We start from the raw sequence: 17,467 nt of genomic DNA on the forward strand, positions 1-17,467 counted from the left end.
CCCCCGAAAACGACGAAGCGCCCGCTGTCAGAACTCCGCGGGCGCTCACACGTTCGCAAACTTCAACTACAACCATCGGCTCCAACGTAGCGAGCGCCGGCAAAGTTCCCGGGCGGGCGGGGAAAGCTCCAAGGACGCCCCGACGGGTCGGCTCCAGGGCCGGAACGGGTCGGCTCCGGGGCCGGAGGGGAGTACGGTTGCGGCACTGAGCGCACCTCGTTCCGGCACCTCGCGCACGCCCTGAACCGATCAAAAGGATGCTGGACGCATGTATTCACAGGACGCGATCTCCGGCCGCCGCCGCGGCCGCCCCGAACCGACCGCCGAGATGCTCTCCGGGCTGGCCTGCCTCATCTGCGGCACCGACTACCGGAGCCGGCCGGACGTGGAGGCGGTGGTGGTCTCGCACCGCGACGACAGGCAGCTGCTTGCCTGCCACGGGACGTGCGCCCGGATGGCGAGCGGGTCGGTCACCGGTCTGGACGAGACGCCCCTCCCGCTGGCCGAGCGCGTGCGCAGGCATGAGGGCGACGGCTCCTGAGCCGTCCGTCCCACTCCCCTCAGCGCCAGGTGATCGGCCGACGCGCGTCGGCCGGCAAGGCGCTGACGCGGTCGTATCCCTCGACCGCGACGGTTGTGCCGGGCGCGATCTCCGTGAACCCCGCGTCCCGCACCAACGGCAGCCCGCTCCTGGTGAGGTCCCGCCAACGGCCCTCGGCGGCGGGGCGCACGGCGAGCGGGAACCCCGCCTCGCGCCAGGCGGCCCGCTCCACGTCCGACAGCTCCCACCAGGCGAGCTGGGCACCGTGTCCGGCCTGCGCCATCGACTTGCCGGCCGACATCTCCAGGTCCGGGTTCAGCCAGAGCACCGGCGCCGACCCGTCCGCGTCCACCGGCGGCTCCGGGTCGTCGAGGTCGGTACCGGAGACCTGGAGCCGGGCCAGGTCCTTGGGCCAGCCGTCCAGCGGTACGGGCGGGAAGACCCGCACCTCGGCCGACTCGCCGGTGACCGTGATCCCGGGCAGTGCCTCGGCCCGCCGCCACTCCGCTCCGCGGGCTCGCCGCACGACCTTCCGGATCCGCGCGTCCTGCCAGTCCCGCACGGCCTGAGCCCACTCGCCGTCACCGAGGGACCGCTCGTCACTGAGCATGACGAGTACGGCGCGCGCGGCGGTCTCCAGGGCGTCGGTACGGGCGGGCGGTGCGGCTCGTTCGATACGGACGACCAGGGGCAGCACGAACTGCGGTGCGTGGTCGCGTGTGCTCCGCTCGGACCGGAAGGGGCTGTCATTCACAGGCGTCGGATCAAGGCTCACGCGTCCAGTCTGCCAACCTGGGCGAGCGTCACCCCGAGCAGGCCGTCCGCTGGCCTCCTGCCTCCCCCACTCTCGGCTTCGCTCGAGCGGGGGGACCCCCAGCACACAGGGCAGAGCGTGATGCCCTTGTACGACTCCGGGTACTCCGTCGGCTCACGGCACAGCACGCAATCCGCGTACGGAGGCCCCTCTGCCTTGGGCGGCCTGGTCGCGTCGATCAGGCAGTAGTCGTCCTCGCTCATACGTTCAGCGTAGGCCGGTCACCGCCGGACGGCCGCCGCCCCGATCAGCTCGGACACCTTCACGAACCGGAAGCCCTGCCGACGCAGCTCCGGCACGATGGTCCGTACCGCCCGCTCGGTCGCCGGGGCGGCGCTGCGCGTGCAGTGCAGGACGACGACCGACCCCGGCCGCACCCCCTTGAGGACCTGCCGGGCCACCGCGTCCGCGTCCGTCGCGAAGGCGTCCCCGCCGACCACGTCCCACTGCACGGCGGTGACGCCGGTCGGGGTCAGCGCCTTCAGGGCCCGCCGGTCGTAACACCCGCCGGGGAAGCGGAAGTACGGCATCGGCTCCGGTACCCCGGCCTTCCGGAAGGCGGCGTACGCCCGCTCCACGTCCGCGCGCATCCGGTCCTCGGAGACGGTCGGCAGTCCGTAGCAGTCGTCGGTGAAGGCGTAGTGGCTGTACGAGTGGTTCGCGACCTCGAAGAGCGGGTCCTGCCCGATGGACCGGGCCTGCACCGGGTACTGCTCGGCCCACCGGCCCGTCATGAACACCGTGGCCGGCACCTTCAGCGCCCGCAGTGTCGCGATCAGCCGTGGATTGTCGAACCGCTCGCCCGCCGCCGCCCGCGGCCCCTGCCCGGCGGTCATGTCGGCGTCGAAGGTGAGCGCGACGGTCCTGCCGTGCGTCCGGGGGCCGTTCTCGAAGACGGGCGTCAGGCCCGCGGGGCCGGGTGCGAGGGTCGGTGGCCGGGACGGGGCCGTGGCGGGCGCGGAGGGAGCCGGGCGCGCGACCCGGGGGGCCTGGGCGGTGCCGCAGGCGGCGAGGGAGGCGAGGGCGGCGCTCAGGGCGCAGGCGGCGGTGCCGCGTCGCACAAGAGTGATCATCGTATGAATGTATGGCGATATGACTTATATGTGCGTCAGCACCGCCGGAGCGTCACCCGCTCAGATCTCCCGTTGCTCCAACGCCCGCGTCGCCGGCCCCTGCACCACCTTGCCGTCCGTGTCGAAGCGGGAGCCGTGGCAGGGGCACTCCCAGGCGCGTTCGGCGGCGTTGAAGGAGACCAGGCAGCCCATGTGGGTGCAGCGCGCGGACAGGGCGTGCAGGTGGCCGCCCTCGTCCCGGTACACCGCGAGCCGGCCGCCGCCGGTGCGTACGACCGCGCCCTCGCCCGGCGGCAGGGCCTCGACCGGCGGCGGAGGCCGCAGCCGGTCGCCGACGAAGTGACGGGCGACCTGCGCCTGGTGCTTGAGGAACGACGGCGCCTCGCGCACGGTCGAGCGCAGTCGGCGCGGGTCGTACAGCTCGCTCCACGCGCACTCCTCGCCGGTGATCAGCGCGGTGAGCAGCCGGCCCGCCATCATCCCGCCGCTCATGCCCCAGCCGCCGAAGCCGGTGGCGACGTACGCGTGGTGCGCGCCCGGGTGCAGCGGGCCCACCAGCGGCACGGTGTCGGTCGGGTCGTTGTCCTGGGTGGCCCAGGCGTGGGTGAGGGTGACGTCGGGGAAGTGCTCGGCGGCCCAGTCGGCCAGGTGCTGGAAGCGGGAGCGGGTGTCTCCGGTGCCGGGCGTGAAGTGCTCCCCGGTGACGATCAGCAGCCGCTGCTCCCCGTGCGGTGCCGTGCGGACCGAGCGCGTGCCCTCCTCCGGGGTGATGTACATGCCGTCGGGGTCCCGGCCGGCGTCGATGGTCCCGGCGACGACCAGCTCGCGGCGCGGGGAGAGGCGGGTGAACAGCAGGGCGCGGTCGAAGACCGGGTAGTGCGTGGCGACCACGACGTCCCCGGCGGTCACCGTGGCTCCCGTGTCGGTCGTCAGCCGGCACGGCTCGCCCTCCTCCAGACCGATGACGGTGGTGTGCTCGTGGATGTGCCCGCCGTGGGCGAGCAGGTCGTCGGCGAGGGCCAGCAGGTACTTGCGCGGATGGAACTGCGCCTGTCCGGTGACCCGCACCGCGCCCGCCACCGGGAACGGCAGCCCGGTCTCCGTCACGAACGACGCCGGCAGCCCCGCCTCCCGCGCCGCATCCGCCTCGGCTCGCAGCTCCGCCACGTGGCCCGCTTCGCGGGCGTACGTGTACGCGCTCCGCTCCTCCCAGTTGCAGTCGACGCCCAGCTCGGCCACGACGCCGGCGGCCCGCTCGATCGCCTCCGTCTGCGAGCGGGCGTACAGCCGCGCCCCCTCGGGGCCCCGGGTGCGCCGCAGCTTGTCGTAGATCAGGGTGTGCAGCACGGTGACCTTGGCGGTGGTGTGCCCGGTGACGCCGGCCGCGACCCGGTCGGCCTCCAGCACCGCCACCTCGCGCCCGGCCCGCGCCAGCTCCCACGCCGTGCTCAGCCCGGCGACACCGGCGCCGATCACGGCCACGTCGACCCGGAGGTCGTTCTCCAGCACGGTCCGGTCCGGGCCGGGCGCGGTCTGGAGCCAGTACGAGCCGCTGACGTGCGGATGCTCTGTCATGCGGGCCGGGTACCCCGACCGGGCCGGTTCACTGCGCGAGCAGCCGCCGACGGCACTCGGCCACGTCGAAGTCCGCCTTCGGGTAGCGCGGGTCCAGCGCCCGCAGGTGCTCCAGGAGCAGCCGGCTCACCGCCCAGTTCCGGTACCACTTGCGGTCCGCCGGGACCAGGTACCAGGGGGCGTACGGCGTCGAGCAGCGCTCCAGGACGATCTCGTACGCCTTCTGGTACGCGGGCCACAGCGCGCGGTCGTCTATGTCGGACGGGTCGAACTTCCAGTGCTTGTCGGGACGGTCGAGGCGCTTGAGCAGGCGGCGGCGCTGCTGGTCGTAGGAGATGTGCAGGAAGCACTTGATCACGGTCACGCCGTCGTCGGCCAGGGACTTCTCGAAGCGGTTGATCTCGTCGTAGCGGCGTTCGAGCTCGGCGCGCGGGGCGAGCTCGCGGACGCGGGCGATCAGGACGTCCTCGTAGTGCGAGCGGTCGAAGATGCCCAGCTCTCCCGGCTGGGGCAGCGCCTTCTCGATCCGCCACAGGAAGGAGTGCCGGCGCTCCTCGGGCGTGGGTGCCTTGAACGCGTGGATCCGGCAGCCCGACGGGTTGAACAGGCCGATGACGTGCTTGACCGTGCCGCCCTTGCCGCTGGTGTCCATGCCCTGCAGCACCAGCAGGACCCGCCGCCGGTCACCGGCCGTGCTCGCCGCCCACAGACGTTCCTGGAGGTCGGCCAAAGGCTTGCCGAGTTCGGCGGTGGCCGCCTTGCCCGCCGCCTTGCCCTTCGGGCCGCCGGGGGTGCCGCGGGCGTCGTACGCGGCCAGGTCGACCGGTTCGCCGCCGGGCACGCGCAGCAGCTCGCGGAGATCGAGGCCGTCGCGGTGCTTGTGCTCGGCCATGCGGCACCCCCTTCCCTTCCCGCGCCGCTGCTACTGCCTACGCCACGGCCCCGTCACCGCGAACGTCGTCCCGGGCGTGTAGCAGTTCACGTACATCGTCCTGCCGTCCGGGGAGAAGGTGACACCGGCGAACTCGCCCCACTCGGGTTCTTCCGGACTCCCTGTGTTCTGGCGGCCGCGGGCCATCGCGTAGACCTCGCCGCGCCGGGTGACGCGGTAGACGTGCTGGGCGCCGTTGCCGTCCTCGCAGACCATCAGGCCGCCGCTGGGGGCGAGGCAGATGTTGTCCGGGGACTCGCCGGGGAGCTGGACGTCGGTGTCGGGGCCGAAGACGATCACGAGGGTCAGGCGGCGCGCAGAGGGGTCGTAGCGCCAGATCTGGCCGTAGTGGTCGGCCGCCGAACCCTCCGCGCTGCGCGCGAACGAGGACACGAAGTACACGCACGTCCCGCCCCAGTAGCACCCCTCCAGCTTCTGCGCGTGCGTGATGCCCTGCGGGCCGAAGTCCTGGTGACGGATGGGGGTTTCGGCGGCCAGGGGGTCCGGTACGTCCACCCACTCGATGCCGTCGAAGCAGGCGTCCGTCTCCCGGATGGAGGACAGGTCGGGTACGCCGGGCACGCGCATCGCCTGGAGCCGGCCGCCCGCGCGCAGCGAACCGAGGCCGCGCAGCGGCTTGTCGGGCAGGAAGCGGTAGAAGAGGCCGAAGGGCCGCTCGAAGGCGTCCTCCGTCTCGTAGACGATGCCGCGCCTGGGATCGACGGCGATCGCCTCGTGCTGGAAGCGGCCCATAGCGGTCAGCGGTACGGCGCCGGAGCGATGGGGGTCCCCCCGCGCGAGCGAAGCCGAGCGTGGGGGAGGGGCGGCCGGATGTACCTCGAAGATGAACCCGTGGTCCTTGGTGTAGCCGTTGGTGCCCGCCTTGTCCTCGGTCTCCTGGCAGGTCAGCCAGGTGCCCCAAGGGGTGGGCCCGCCCGCGCAGTTGACGGCCGTACCGGCGATCGCGACCCGCTCCGACAGCACGTTGTTGCCGCCGTCCAGCGTCAGGGCCGTACAGCCGCCCTTGCCCGCCGGGTCGTAGGTGAGCCCCTTGACCGTCGGGACGGGGATCTTCGCGGTGTTGCGGTTCTCGTGGTTGCGGACCAGGTGGACCCGGCCGCTGTGCCTGCCCGCGGAACGCCCGGCGAAGGCGGCCATCCCGTCGTGGTTGGAGGGGACGCGGCCCTCGCCGGAGCGATGGGGGTCCCCCCGCGCGAGCGAAGCCGAGCGTGGGGGAGGGTCGCCCTCGCGGGAGAGCACCTGGTAGCGGAAACCTTTCGGCAGGTCGAGCAGGCCGGCCGGGTCGGGGACCAGAGGGCCGTATCCGGTGTGGCCGAGGTCCTGTGCGGCGGCGGTGCCCGCGAAGAGGTCGGAGAGGTTTCCGGCGAAGGCGATCGAGACGCCCAGCGCTCCGGCGCCGGCGAGTACCTGACGGCGTGTCGTGGACACGGATTCGGACATGGGGCAGCAACCTTCCTGCTGGCGGACAGGAACTGTGACCCCGCCGTGTCTATCACCTGCCGAGAGCCACGGGAACAACGCGCGTAGAACGTGTCACTTCCCGACCGACTTCCCGATCGACTGCCCGAGCGTTTTCTCGATCGACTCATCCATCGGCTGCTGGGGCGGCTCCTGATGTGCCCTTTCCAGGAACCGCAGCAGTTCCACCGGGAACGGCAGCACGAGCGTCGAGTTCTTCTCGGCGGCGACCGCCACCACCGTCTGCAACAGCCGCAGCTGAAGCGCGGCGGGCTGCTCCGACATCACCCCGGCGGCCTCCGCCAGCTTCTTGGACGCCTGCAGCTCCGCGTCCGCGTTGATGATCCGGGCCCGCCGCTCGCGGTCGGCCTCCGCCTGCCGGGCCATGGAGCGCTTCATCGTCTCCGGCAGGGACACGTCCTTGATCTCGACCCGGTCGACCTGGACGCCCCAGCCGACGGCCGGGCTGTCGATCATCAGCTCCAGCCCCTGGTTGAGCTTCTCCCGGTTGGAGAGCAGGTCGTCCAGGTCGCTCTTGCCGATGATCGAACGCAGGGAGGTCTGCGCCATCTGCGAGACCGCGTACTTGTAGTCCTCGACCTTGATCAGCGCGTTCACCGCGTCGACCACCTTGAAGTACACGACCGCGTCCACGCGCACGGTCACGTTGTCACGGGTGATGCCCTCCTGGGCCGGTACCGGCATCGTGACGATCTGCAGGTTGACTTTGTGCAGCCGGTCCACGAACGGGACGATCAAGGTGAATCCGGGGGCCCGTACGTCTCCCGCCAGCCGCCCGAGCCGGAGGACCACCCCGCGCTCGTACTGCTTGACCACCCGCGCCGCCGCGGCGACGTAGAGAACTCCCACCGACCCGACCGCCGCGGCCGCTCCCAACAGTTCTGCGAGCATCCCGGCCTCCTCGCCCAGAGGTCCGTTGTGTCTGCTCCTGTAACGATATGCCTGGTGCCCGGTCCGGGGCCATGACGAGCCCCGGACCGGGCACCTGTGCGCTTGCTGACGGCGCGGTGGCGGTCACCGCGTTACGGCGCGGCCGCCTTCACCGGCTCCGGCTCGGTGACCCGTACCGGTTCCGTGCCGACCGAGCTGTGCCGCTCGGCCCAGTTCTCCAGCGCCGTACGGCAGGCGTGGTCGAGGTGGTGCAGCCCGGACAGGTCCAGCTCGACCGGGCGGTCCTGGGGCAGTGCCTCCAGGCTGTCGAGGATCTTCGGCAGCCTGAGGAAGGTCGCGTTGCCCGACAGGTACGCCTGGATGGGGCCGGCGCCCTTGTCTATGACCTCCATCTTCAGGTGCGAGGCCTCCCAGGCGGTCTTGACCACGGACAGGGCCAGACCGATCAGCACGCCCTCGAACATGTTCACCGCGACGATGGACACGGCCGTGACCATCAGGATCAGCGCCTCACCGCGGTGCTCCCGCCACAGCGAAACGATCTCGCGGAAGGGGATCAGCTTCCAGCCCGCGTGGACCAGGATGCCGGCGAGCGCGGGCAGCGGGATCAGCGCCAGGGTCGACGGCAGCAGTGCCGCGAACAGCAGCAGCCACACGCCGTGCAGGACCCGGGACGCCTTGGTCTTCGCGCCCGCCTGGACGTTGGCGGAGCTGCGCACGATGACCGCGGTCATCGGCAGCGCGCCGAGCGCACCGCACACCGTGTTGCCCACGCCCTGGGCCATGAGCTCCTTGTCGTACTCGGTGCGCGGACCGTCGTGCAGCCGGTCCACGGCGGCGGCGCTGAACAGGCTCTCGGCGGAGGCGATCAGGGTGAAGGCCGCGATCGTGCCGAAGATGGCCGGGTTGGCCAGTTCGCCGAAGGCGTCCGTGCCCGGCGGCTGGATGGATTCCAGCAGACCGTTCACCTCGACGGTGGCGATCGACAGGCCGAAGACCTGGGTGACGGCGGTCGCCAGTACCACCGCGGCGAGCGCGCCCGGCACCAGCTGCGCCTTCTTCGGCATCCGCTTCCACAGCACGAGCACCGCGATGGTGCCCGCGCCGACCGCGAGCGAGGTGAGCGCCACCGTGCTGCCGAGGGCGTCGGCGGCGGCCCCGGGCAGTCCGGTGATCTTGTCGAGGCCGGAGGTGGGAGCCTTCAGCCCTGCTGCCGAGTACAGCTGGCCCGCGATGAGCACGAGTCCGATGCCGGCCAGCATGCCCTCGACGACCGAGACGGATATCGCCCGGAACCAGCGCCCCAGCTTCAGGGCGCCCATGGCCAGTTGGAGCAGTCCGGCGGCCAGCACGATGACCCCGAGCGCGGGGAGCCCGAACTCGTTCACCGCTTCGAAGACCAGCACGGTCAGACCCGCGGCCGGTCCGGAGACCTGGAGGCTGCTGCCCCGCATGAAGCCGGTGACGAGGCCGCCGACGATGCCGGTGACCAGGCCGAGTTCGGCCGGGACCCCGGAGGCGACCGCCACGCCGACGCACAGCGGCAGGGCGACGAGGAAGACGACGAGAGAGGCGGCGAAGTCCTGCCGCAGATAAGGGAACCTGGTGGTTGCAGTTCGATTCTCCACGGCGGTCCTCACAGTGCCCGGAAGGTGTCGGAGGACACGTCGTGGGTCATCACTGACCCCGTGTGCACTTCGTAGTACCAGGCGTGCAAGGTCAGTTGACCACTCGCCAGCTTCTTGTCGATGAACGGGTACGACCGCAGCCGCAGCACCTGAGCCAGGATGTGGCTCTGCACGCCCTCGGCGACGGTCGGGTCCTCGACGGTGCCCGCCGGGCGCGGGGTGGCGTGCGTGAGCCAGTCGCGCACGGCCGGTACGGAGGTCAGGTCGTCGCCGCGGACCAGGGCGCCCACGGCGCCGCAGTGCGAGTGGCCGCAGACCACGATGTCGTCGACGCCCAGCACCTCCACCGCGTACTCGATGGTGGCCGCCTCGCTGGTGGGGTGCTCGGAGGCGTACGGGGGGACGATGTTGCCCGCGGTGCGCAGCTCGAAGAGCTCGCCGGGGCGGGCGCCCGTGATCAGGGCCGGGACGACCCTGGAATCGGAGCAGGTGATGAACAGGACCTGCGGGGACTGGCCTTCGGCCAGCTTGGCGAACTCCTCAGGGCGCTGTCCGAACGTGCGGGCGTTGTCGATGAGGGGCTGCATAAGTGGTGACTCCTCCTGGCGTGCCGCGATGGCGCGTCGGGGTTACCTGGCGCGCCTCAAGGGCGCGCAGGCTTACATGACAGAGGTGGGGGACTGCTGTGCTGTCAGCAGCTCTGCTGTCAGCAGCGAAAGACCTGAAGTGCGGCCGGAGAGTGCGCTGTCGAGGGTCTCGACGTGGTGAGCGCGACGCCCGTGAGGCGTCTGTCCGTGTCCGCGCGGTCCTGCGTCGGCACCGGGCGCTCGGGCGCCTCGGGGGCGAAGTCGATGGCACGGTGCCGGTCGCGGGGTCGCAGGGGACCGGTCGGGTCCTCTGCGGGGTCGCAGTGCCGGAACGTGGCGGTCTCGTCGCGGAGAGCCTTGGCGGACAGTTTGATTCCGGGCTGAGCTTTGGCCTCGACTTGACGCGCCGTATGCGCGGATGCGAACTGCTCGGTAGGTGCGAAGAACGGGAGGGCGAGCAGGGCGGCGGCGAGGATCGCTACCACGGTCCGTACCGTCGTACCTCTGAACATGCGCCTCCCTCCAGGTAGTTCGCAGCCTCTAGGTCGCACCAACGGTTGGTCAACGACTGGTCAAGAAACACCTTAGCCCGGCAAAGTTGTTTGCAGGGTTAACTTAACGTTTCAGACCTGAAGAGAGGCTGAAGCCTGCGCGTTGCGTGGCGCGAACTGGCCCTTGACCTGGGGAGGTTGGTCGGTTAAGCGGGGTCGACGAGTCCCTTGGCGTCGCGGGCCAGGGCGGTGAGGCGGGAGATCGCCCGGAAGTACTTCTTGCGGTAGCCGCCGTTCAGCATCTCCTCGCTGAACAGCCGGTCGAAGGGCAGCCCCGAGGCCAGGACCGGAACCTCACGGTCGTAGAGCCGGTCCGCGAGGACGACGAGCCTGAGGGCCGTCGACTGGTCGGGAATCGGCCCGACGTCGGTGAGACACACCGCCTTCAGGCCGTCGGTCAGCGCGCCGTACCGGCTGGGGTGGATGCGGGCGAGGTGCTCCAGCAGCTGCGGGAAGGCGTCGAGCGAGGCGCCCTCGGTGGCGTGCGCGGCCTTGGTCACCTGCTCGTCGGAGTACGGCGCCGGGGCCTCGGGCAGGCCGCGGTGGCGGTAGTCCTCGCCGTCGATGCGCAGGGCGCGGAAGTGCGCCGACAGGCCCTGGATCTCGCGCAGGAAGTCGGCGGAGGCGAAGCGGCCCTCGCCGAGCTTGCCCGGCAGGGTGTTGGAGGTGGCGGCGAGGGCGACGCCCGCGTCGACGAGCTTGCCGAGCAGGGTGGAGACGAGGACGGTGTCGCCGGGGTCGTCCAGTTCGAACTCGTCGATGCAGAGCAGACGGTGGCCGGAAAGGGTCTGCACCGTCTTCTGGAAACCGAGGGCGCCGACCAGGTTGGTCAGCTCCACGAACGTGCCGAACGCCTTGAGCGCGGGCTCGGCGGGCGTGGCGTGCCAGAGGGAGGCCAGCAGGTGGGTCTTGCCGACGCCGTAGCCGCCGTCGAGGTAGACGCCGCGAGGCCCGGCCGGGGTCTTCGGCGCCTTGGCCTTCCCGAAGCCCTTGCCGAAGCCCAGGAAGCCGCGCTTGGTCTTGCCGGCCCCGGAGGCGTGCGCCCCGCCCAGCCCGGCCGCGAAGCCCTCGAGAACCCGCACGGCCTCGGTCTGGCTGGGCTGGTCCGGGTCCGGGATGTACGTGCTGAAGCGCACCGAGTCGAACCGCGGCGGCGGCACCATCTCGGCGACCAGCCGGTCCGCGGGGACGTGCGGCTCACGGGCGCACAGGGACAGCGGAGCGGTCTGCGCTATGGGGCCGAATCCGGACGCGGCGGGGGAGGTAGGCACGGTTACCCATGCTAAGGGGCGTGCCACACTGCACGACATGCGACGCCTGTTCCCTGTGACCGACGAAACAGCGGCCCGGAACCGGGGTGAGGCCGAGTGGAGCCTTGCCGAGCTGGCCGGGGCCTACGCCTATCCCGCGCTCGGGCCCGAGGGCGGTGGCGGTGGGCCGGTGGTCTGGCTGCGGGCCAACATGGTCTCCACGCTCGACGGGGCCGGCCAGCACGAGGGCCATTCCCAGCCCATCTCCAGCGTGGCCGACATGCGGATCTTCGGCGTCCTGCGGGCCCTCGCGGACGTGGTGGTGGTCGGTGCCCAAACGGTACGCCAGGAGGGGTACCGCCCGGCACGCGCGCGTGCGGAGTTCGCCGGGATGCGGGCGGCGGCCGGGCAGGGGCCCGCGCCCGCGATCGCCGTGGTCAGCGCCAGCCTGAACCTGGACTTCACCCTCCCGCTGTTCACCTCGCCGCTCGTGCCCACCCTGGTCCTCACCGGGGCCGCGGCCGCCCCGGACCGGATAGCGGCGGCAGAGAAGGCGGGCGCCCAGGTGGTGGTCGCCGGGGACGGCGTCGGCGTGGAGCCCGCCCGCGCCGTACGGGCCCTCGCCGAGCTCGGGCACACCCGGCTGCTGACGGAGGGCGGACCACGCCTGCTCGGCCAGCTGGTGGCCGCCGAAGTCCTCGACGAGCTCTGTCTGACCGTGTCCCCGATGCTCACCGTCGGCGACGCGCAGCGGATCACGGGCGGGCCCTCCGTCGCGGTTCCGCACCGGTTCGGGCTGGTGTCGCTGCTGGAGGAGGACGGTTTCCTCTTCAGCCGGTACCAGCGGTCCTGAGGCGGCCGGGCAGAGGGCCGGGCAGGCGGCCGGTCCCGACATAGGTGGAATCTTCCGTTCCGTTCACCTTTCGGCGGGCACACTGATTCCGGCAGTACCCGTGCGATCGCGGGGCAGGATGGTTTCCGCAGGGCCTGCACGGCCCACGGAGGAGAAGGGGCGCCTGGTGTTCACAAGCGTATTGATGATCGAGAAGGCCCTCACGTCCGCCGACGTGGAGTTCGTCACCGGCTTGCACGGGGAGGAGAAGGTCGCCTTCCACGTGCTGCTGCAGCCACGCGGCGAGCAGGCGGACCGGCTGCTGCGCGCCATCGACGACGTCGCGCTCGGCGCGATCGACGAGGCGGCGCGGGAGTTGGAGACGCCGGAGGGGGAGGAGGCGAAGAGCCTCGGCCAGCAGGCCCTGGAGGTGTCCCTCACCGCCCTGCGCGCGGCCGGCAGTGACGCGGTGGGGCGGCTGATCGAGGACCATCCGCTGGACGCGCTGAAGGCGTTGGTCGACGAGATCGACGTGGACGAGGTGATCGTGCTGACCGATCCCCACTACGTGGAGGAGTTCTTCCACCGGGACTGGGCGTCGCGGGCGCGGCACAAGGTGGGGGTCCCGGTGCTGAAGTTGTTCTCGCACAGCAAGGCGTGAGCGTTCCCGTTGACCTATTGCGCGCGCAATAGGTCAGTAGGGTGGTCGCCGAACGTTCGCCGCACGAGCACGCACAGGAGACACGCATGGCACCCGGCCTTCCCACCGCCATGGACCGACCGCACTTCATCGGCATCGGCGGCGCCGGGATGTCGGGCATCGCGAAGATTCTGGCGCAGCGTGGGGCGAAGGTCGCCGGCAGTGATGCCAAGGAGTCCGCGACCGCCGAGGCGCTGCGGGCGCTGGGCGTGACCGTGCACATCGGGCACGCGGCGGAGCATCTGGCGTCCGACGCCACCTGCGTCGTCGTGTCCTCGGCGATCCGGGCCGACAATCCGGAGCTCGCGCGGGCGGCCGAGCTGAGTGTCCCGGTGGTCCACCGGTCGGACGCCCTCGCCCGCCTGATGGACGGCCTGCGTCCGATCGCGGTGGCCGGCACGCACGGCAAGACCACCACGACCTCGATGCTGGCGGTGTCGCTGAGCGAGCTCGGCCTGCGGCCGTCGTACGCCATCGGCGGCGATCTGGACGCGCCCGGCTCCAACGCCCTGCACGGCGAGGGCGAGATCTTCGTCGCCGAGGCGGACGAATCGGACCGCAGCTTCCACAAGTACGCCCCCGAGGTCGCCATCGTCCTCAACGTCGAGCTCGACCACCACGCCAACTACGCGTCCATGGAGGAGATCTACGAGTCCTTCGAGACGTTCGCCGGCAAGATCGTGCCCGGCGGCACACTGGTGATCACGGCGGACCACGAGGGCGCTCGGGAGCTGACGCGGCGGCTGGCCGGGTCGGTGAAGACGGTGACGTACGGGGAGTCGGCGGACGCGGACGTACGGATCCTGTCGGTGACGGCCCAGGGGCTGAAGAGCGAGGTCACCGTCGTCCTGGACGGCGTGGAGCGCACCTTCGCGGTCTCCGTCCCCGGCCGCCACTACGCGCACAACGCCGTGGCCGCGCTGGCCGCGGGCGTGGCGCTGGGCGTCCCGGCCGCCGAGCTGGCCCCGGCCATCGCCGCGTACACGGGCGTCAAGCGGCGCCTGCAGCTGAAGGGCGAGGCGGCCGGTGTCCAGGTCATCGACTCCTACGCCCACCACCCGACGGAGATGACGGCGGACCTGGAGGCGATGCGCGCGGCGGCCGGTGACGCCCGCATCCTGGTCGTCTTCCAGCCCCACCTGTTCTCCCGGACGCAGGAGCTGGGCAAGGAGATGGGCGAGGCCCTCGCGCTGGCGGACGCCTCGGTCGTCCTCGACATCTACCCGGCCCGCGAGGACCCGATCCCGGGCGTGACGAGCGAGCTGATCATCGAGGCGGCGCGGATCGCGGGCGCGGAGGTGACGCCGGTCCACGACAAGGCGGAGGTGCCCGCGGTCGTGGCGGGAATGGCCAAGGCCGGTGATCTCGTTCTCACCATGGGCGCGGGCGATGTGACGGACCTCGGCCCGCGGATCCTGGACCGTCTGTCGAAGTGATCGAAGTGATCGAAGTGATCGAAGTGAGGGGCTGAGGCTCATGTCGTACGACATCGAGAAGCCGGACGAGCAGTGGCGCGCGGAGCTGACCCCGGCCGAGTACGCCGTACTGCGCAAGGCCGGTACGGAGCCCGCCTTCACCGGTGAGTACACCGACACCAAGACCAAGGGCGTCTACTCCTGCCGGGCCTGCGGGGCCGAGCTCTTCACCTCGGACACGAAGTTCGAGTCGCACTGCGGCTGGCCGTCCTTCTACGACCCGCGCGACTCGGACGCGGTGGAGCTCATCGAGGACCGGTCGCACGGGATGGTGCGGACCGAGGTGCGGTGTGCGCGGTGCGGATCGCATCTCGGGCACGTGTTCGAGGGTGAGGGCTATGCGACGCCCACGGACCAGCGGTACTGCATCAACTCCATCTCGCTGCGGTTGATGGCGGACGAGAAGTGACCGGAAGCCGCTGATCGTAGTGGCCGGTGAGTTGAATGATGCCCCGTGCGGAGGTTCCGCGCGGGGCATTGGTACGAAGTGGCCATGACGCCCCCTCTGGAGCCCGTGGCCGGGTCACCGAACGAAGCCAGTTGCCGTCGGCGGAGGGGGTCGACACTCGTGCAGACAAGTAAGGGGATGGCTCGATTCCGAGGTGAACCCCGCCGAGGTTCGCCTGCTTCGGAAGGATCATGGCGCCGTGGTCCGGAAGCGGGCCCGGAAGGTGGGGGCGTAGTCGCCTCACTCGCGGATCAGGTGGGGTCGGATCCGTGTACATCGGTGTGTTTGATGAGGTATGGCGCCAACGTCGCGGCCACAACAGGGGACCGAAGGTAGGGGGCCACTCGGTGGAAGTCGAAGGGGGCGATGCTGTCTGTGAGATCGAGATCGACCGCCGGGAAGCGCCGCTTGAGGGGGCGGGGGACGGCGACGATGTCCCCGTGATCGGACAGGTTGACCCACCGGCGCACCCCTGGCGGCCGTTCGCCGGTGTCGGCGAGCGGAGCTGGTGACAGGCGGTCGAAGACTCCATGGCGGAGTGCGAGCGGGGAGCCGAGTGTCAGGAGCAGGTCGACTTCGAGTTCCGGGTGGGAGTGGAAGGCCTCGTAGGCCACGACGCTTCCGAGGGAGTGGGCGATGACCACGCGGGCGCCCGTCGAGGAGATGACGCCTGCGACCTCCTCTCGGGCCGCGGCGCGGGCAGCGTCGTCCGGCCCGCCGAGATAGCGCGTGACGTCGCGGAAGAACGTGGCGATGAACGCGCGGGTCAGACGGCCGTCGAGGCTCAGATGCTCGGAGATCGCGGAGACGAGTTGTCGGAGCGGAACGGCCAGGCGTCCCTGAGCCGTTGCGGGAGGCGGAAGCCTCAGGCCCAGGGACTCGTCCAGCGATTCCGCCCAGTGGGCGATGTCCTCGGCCAGGTGGGGATGCTCGCGCTCCAGCTGATCGAGGTCCTCGGAACCTTGCGCGACGGGCCTGCCGTGGTGGAGATGGTGGGCGTAGTAGGCGTACGTGACAGGGACGTGCTCGGCGGCGAGGTCCTTGGCCCAGACGGCCGAGCGGGCGGTGACGATATCGGCCGGTGAGAGTGCGGACCGGTAGTGGCCTACGCCGTGTACGGCCACGAAGGCGTTCATCGCGGTGAAGCCGGCCTGGCTGCTGACGGCCTGAGTCAGGGCATCGCCCAGCGAGGCGGCGGTAGTCGCGGGGTCGTGATCGGGCTCCAGGAGGACATAGGCGTACTCCTTCTCCAGTGCCTCAGCCACCCGTTGTGCGTTCGGTGCCGCATAGGTGAGCTGCTGCCACTGCGGGGGTGTGTCGTCGGCGGGGTCCGCGGCAGGTCCTTCGATGCCGACCACCAACGCCTGACGCCGCATTGCGCATCCCCCCGTCCTCATGAACTCCCCTGATTTTTCGATGAATTGTGCCAGTCGGCGGCCGGTGCCGAGAGAGGCTCCAACAACGGCGGATCATGTCGGTAAGCGCGGCAGAGCATTATTCAGCCCCGCTGAACGGCCTGCCGCCGGGAAGTCCACTTCGGGTTGGTCCGGCCGCCACTTGAACCTTCGTAATACGCGTCATACGCTACCAATATGGCGAAGACGCGGATCAGTATCAGTCTGGAGAAGGCACAGGCCGAGCGGATCAGGCAGCATGCGGAGCGGGCGGGTATGGACGTCTCGGCGTACCTGGTGCACGCGGCGACGCGGCAGATGGCGGAGAGCGATGCCATAGAGGAGCAGTTCGCGGGGGTGGACGCACTGATCGCGCGGGCGGAAGAAGCGGCTGGTGCGATTGCGGCGGAGCCGACGGCCTCGGCGGGGGAGCTGACCGAGCAGGAGCGCCGAGAGGTCGAGGAGGCGCTGGCGCTGGTGCGAGGTGAGGATCGGCGGGGAAGCCGGACGTCGGGGCACGCCGCGTGAGTGGGCGGGTGCCGGTGTACGACTCCGGCATGCTGATCGCTCTCGCCGACCGAAAGGCCAAAGCGGTTGGCCTGCACGAAGGGCTGCGCACCTCCGAGCACCGTGCACTGGTGCTCGGTCCTGTTCTGGCACAGGTCTGGCGTCCCGAACCGGCCCTGGTGCACGCTCTGGCCGGGGCATTGAAGGGGTGCACGGTCCCGCAGGCCCGGTCGGCCGAGCCCGCGATGCGGGAGACGAAGGCGGGTCGGCCGGAGTGTCTGGCCTGCGTGACCGGCCCGGATGTCACCGATTGGCGGCGCATCGGGACGGCGCTCGGGCAGGCGGCACTGCCGGCGAAGAAGCGGCCGGACGCGGTTGATGCGTGGGTGGCGCTGGCCGCTGCCCGGCACGGCAGCGCGGTGATCTTCACCAGTGACCCGGATGACATCCACGCGTACCTGGAAGTGCTGCAGCCGCCGGACGTTCATGTCGTCCCGGTGTGAGCGTGGCGCAAGTGAATTTCTGTGGCTCCTGACGTGTGACGGGTCACGGCTGGCTCCTTCTACGACCCGCGCGACTCGGACGCGGTGGAGCTCATCGAGGATCGGTCGCACGGGATGGTGCGGACCGAGGTGCGGTGCGCCCGCTGCGGGTCGCATCTCGGGCACGTGTTCGAGGGTGAGGGCTATGCGACGCCCACGGACCAGCGGTACTGCATCAACTCCATCTCGCTGCGGTTGAGTCCGGACGAGGCCTGAGGGGCAGGCGGT

General features: G+C 70.9%; 19 protein-coding genes and 1 pseudogene. 8 read left to right on the plus strand and 12 right to left on the minus strand.

Annotation, left to right across the window (positions count from 1 at the left end; all coding sequences use genetic code 11):
* Window positions 1-268 precede the first annotated feature (268 nt).
* The gene (locus Q4V64_RS39985) at window positions 269-541 is read left to right on the plus strand and encodes a hypothetical protein (RefSeq protein ID WP_124438517.1); all 273 of its coding nucleotides are present in this window, start codon (window positions 269-271) and stop codon (window positions 539-541) included.
* Between the two features lie 19 nt (window positions 542-560).
* Here Q4V64_RS39985 and Q4V64_RS39990 read toward each other — a convergent pair whose 3' ends face one another.
* From Q4V64_RS39990 to zapE, 11 genes are all read right to left on the minus strand, one after another.
* Window positions 561-1,316, minus strand: coding sequence for a peptidyl-tRNA hydrolase (locus Q4V64_RS39990; RefSeq protein WP_124438516.1), 756 nt, complete (start codon window positions 1,314-1,316; stop codon window positions 561-563).
* On the minus strand, window positions 1,313-1,558 hold the full coding sequence (locus Q4V64_RS39995; protein ID WP_124438515.1) for a hypothetical protein: 246 nt from the start codon (window positions 1,556-1,558) through the stop codon (window positions 1,313-1,315). The genes Q4V64_RS39990 and Q4V64_RS39995 overlap by 4 nt, the downstream gene beginning before the upstream one ends.
* A gap of 18 nt (window positions 1,559-1,576) precedes the next feature.
* On the minus strand, window positions 1,577-2,428 hold the full coding sequence (locus Q4V64_RS40000; RefSeq protein ID WP_124438514.1) for a polysaccharide deacetylase family protein: 852 nt from the start codon (window positions 2,426-2,428) through the stop codon (window positions 1,577-1,579).
* A 60-nt stretch (window positions 2,429-2,488) separates the two neighbouring features.
* On the minus strand, window positions 2,489-4,003 hold the full coding sequence (locus Q4V64_RS40005) for an FAD-dependent oxidoreductase (RefSeq protein ID WP_124438513.1): 1,515 nt from the start codon (window positions 4,001-4,003) through the stop codon (window positions 2,489-2,491).
* A gap of 28 nt (window positions 4,004-4,031) precedes the next feature.
* Window positions 4,032-4,895 (minus strand): PPK2 family polyphosphate kinase, encoded by an 864-nt coding sequence (locus Q4V64_RS40010; RefSeq protein WP_124438512.1) that lies wholly within the window; start codon window positions 4,893-4,895, stop codon window positions 4,032-4,034.
* Window positions 4,896-4,925: 30 nt separating this feature from the next.
* Window positions 4,926-6,395 (minus strand): alkaline phosphatase PhoX, encoded by a 1,470-nt coding sequence (locus Q4V64_RS40015; protein WP_124438511.1) that lies wholly within the window; start codon window positions 6,393-6,395, stop codon window positions 4,926-4,928.
* A gap of 93 nt (window positions 6,396-6,488) precedes the next feature.
* Window positions 6,489-7,325 carry a slipin family protein gene (locus tag Q4V64_RS40020; RefSeq protein WP_124438510.1) on the minus strand — a complete coding sequence of 279 codons (837 nt, stop codon included), beginning with the start codon at window positions 7,323-7,325 and terminating at the stop codon, window positions 6,489-6,491.
* Between the two features lie 131 nt (window positions 7,326-7,456).
* Complete coding sequence (locus Q4V64_RS40025; protein ID WP_124438509.1) at window positions 7,457-8,953, minus strand: SulP family inorganic anion transporter; 1,497 nt, start codon at window positions 8,951-8,953, stop codon at window positions 7,457-7,459.
* An 8-nt stretch (window positions 8,954-8,961) separates the two neighbouring features.
* A complete protein-coding gene (locus Q4V64_RS40030; RefSeq protein WP_124438508.1) occupies window positions 8,962-9,540 on the minus strand; it encodes a carbonic anhydrase in 579 nt (192 codons plus the stop codon).
* 119 nt (window positions 9,541-9,659) lie between these two features.
* Complete coding sequence (locus Q4V64_RS40035; protein WP_124438507.1) at window positions 9,660-10,052, minus strand: hypothetical protein; 393 nt, start codon at window positions 10,050-10,052, stop codon at window positions 9,660-9,662.
* 185 nt (window positions 10,053-10,237) lie between these two features.
* Window positions 10,238-11,362 carry a cell division protein ZapE gene (gene zapE / locus Q4V64_RS40040; RefSeq protein ID WP_124438506.1) on the minus strand — a complete coding sequence of 375 codons (1,125 nt, stop codon included), beginning with the start codon at window positions 11,360-11,362 and terminating at the stop codon, window positions 10,238-10,240.
* A gap of 37 nt (window positions 11,363-11,399) precedes the next feature.
* Between zapE and Q4V64_RS40045 the strand changes: the two genes are divergently transcribed.
* The 4 genes from Q4V64_RS40045 to msrB all read left to right on the plus strand — a co-directional run bounded on the left by Q4V64_RS40045 (window position 11,400) and on the right by msrB (window position 14,757).
* The gene (locus tag Q4V64_RS40045; protein ID WP_124438505.1) at window positions 11,400-12,194 is read left to right on the plus strand and encodes a pyrimidine reductase family protein; all 795 of its coding nucleotides are present in this window, start codon (window positions 11,400-11,402) and stop codon (window positions 12,192-12,194) included.
* A gap of 166 nt (window positions 12,195-12,360) precedes the next feature.
* A complete protein-coding gene (locus Q4V64_RS40050) occupies window positions 12,361-12,834 on the plus strand; it encodes an indole-3-glycerol phosphate synthase (RefSeq protein WP_172629078.1) in 474 nt (157 codons plus the stop codon).
* Between the two features lie 86 nt (window positions 12,835-12,920).
* Window positions 12,921-14,309, plus strand: coding sequence for a UDP-N-acetylmuramate--L-alanine ligase (murC, locus tag Q4V64_RS40055; protein WP_124438504.1), 1,389 nt, complete (start codon window positions 12,921-12,923; stop codon window positions 14,307-14,309).
* A gap of 40 nt (window positions 14,310-14,349) precedes the next feature.
* Window positions 14,350-14,757 carry a peptide-methionine (R)-S-oxide reductase MsrB gene (gene msrB, locus Q4V64_RS40060; protein ID WP_124438503.1) on the plus strand — a complete coding sequence of 136 codons (408 nt, stop codon included), beginning with the start codon at window positions 14,350-14,352 and terminating at the stop codon, window positions 14,755-14,757.
* Between the two features lie 290 nt (window positions 14,758-15,047).
* Here msrB and Q4V64_RS40065 read toward each other — a convergent pair whose 3' ends face one another.
* Window positions 15,048-16,172: a hypothetical protein gene (locus Q4V64_RS40065; protein ID WP_124438502.1), complete on the minus strand. Its 1,125-nt coding sequence runs from the start codon at window positions 16,170-16,172 to the stop codon at window positions 15,048-15,050.
* Window positions 16,173-16,388: 216 nt separating this feature from the next.
* On the opposite strand from Q4V64_RS40065, the gene Q4V64_RS40070 reads away from it, so the two are divergent.
* The 3 genes and pseudogenes from Q4V64_RS40070 to Q4V64_RS40080 all read left to right on the plus strand — a co-directional run.
* Complete coding sequence (locus Q4V64_RS40070; protein ID WP_124438501.1) at window positions 16,389-16,718, plus strand: hypothetical protein; 330 nt, start codon at window positions 16,389-16,391, stop codon at window positions 16,716-16,718.
* A gap of 29 nt (window positions 16,719-16,747) precedes the next feature.
* On the plus strand, window positions 16,748-17,200 hold the full coding sequence (locus Q4V64_RS40075) for a hypothetical protein (RefSeq protein WP_253266823.1): 453 nt from the start codon (window positions 16,748-16,750) through the stop codon (window positions 17,198-17,200).
* A gap of 47 nt (window positions 17,201-17,247) precedes the next feature.
* Window positions 17,248-17,455: pseudogene (locus Q4V64_RS40080) on the plus strand (peptide-methionine (R)-S-oxide reductase); the annotation flags it as partial.
* Window positions 17,456-17,467 lie beyond the last annotated feature (12 nt).

Origin of the sequence: Streptomyces sp. NL15-2K (assembly GCF_030551255.1) — a bacterium.
Taxonomy (GTDB): domain Bacteria; phylum Actinomycetota; class Actinomycetes; order Streptomycetales; family Streptomycetaceae; genus Streptomyces.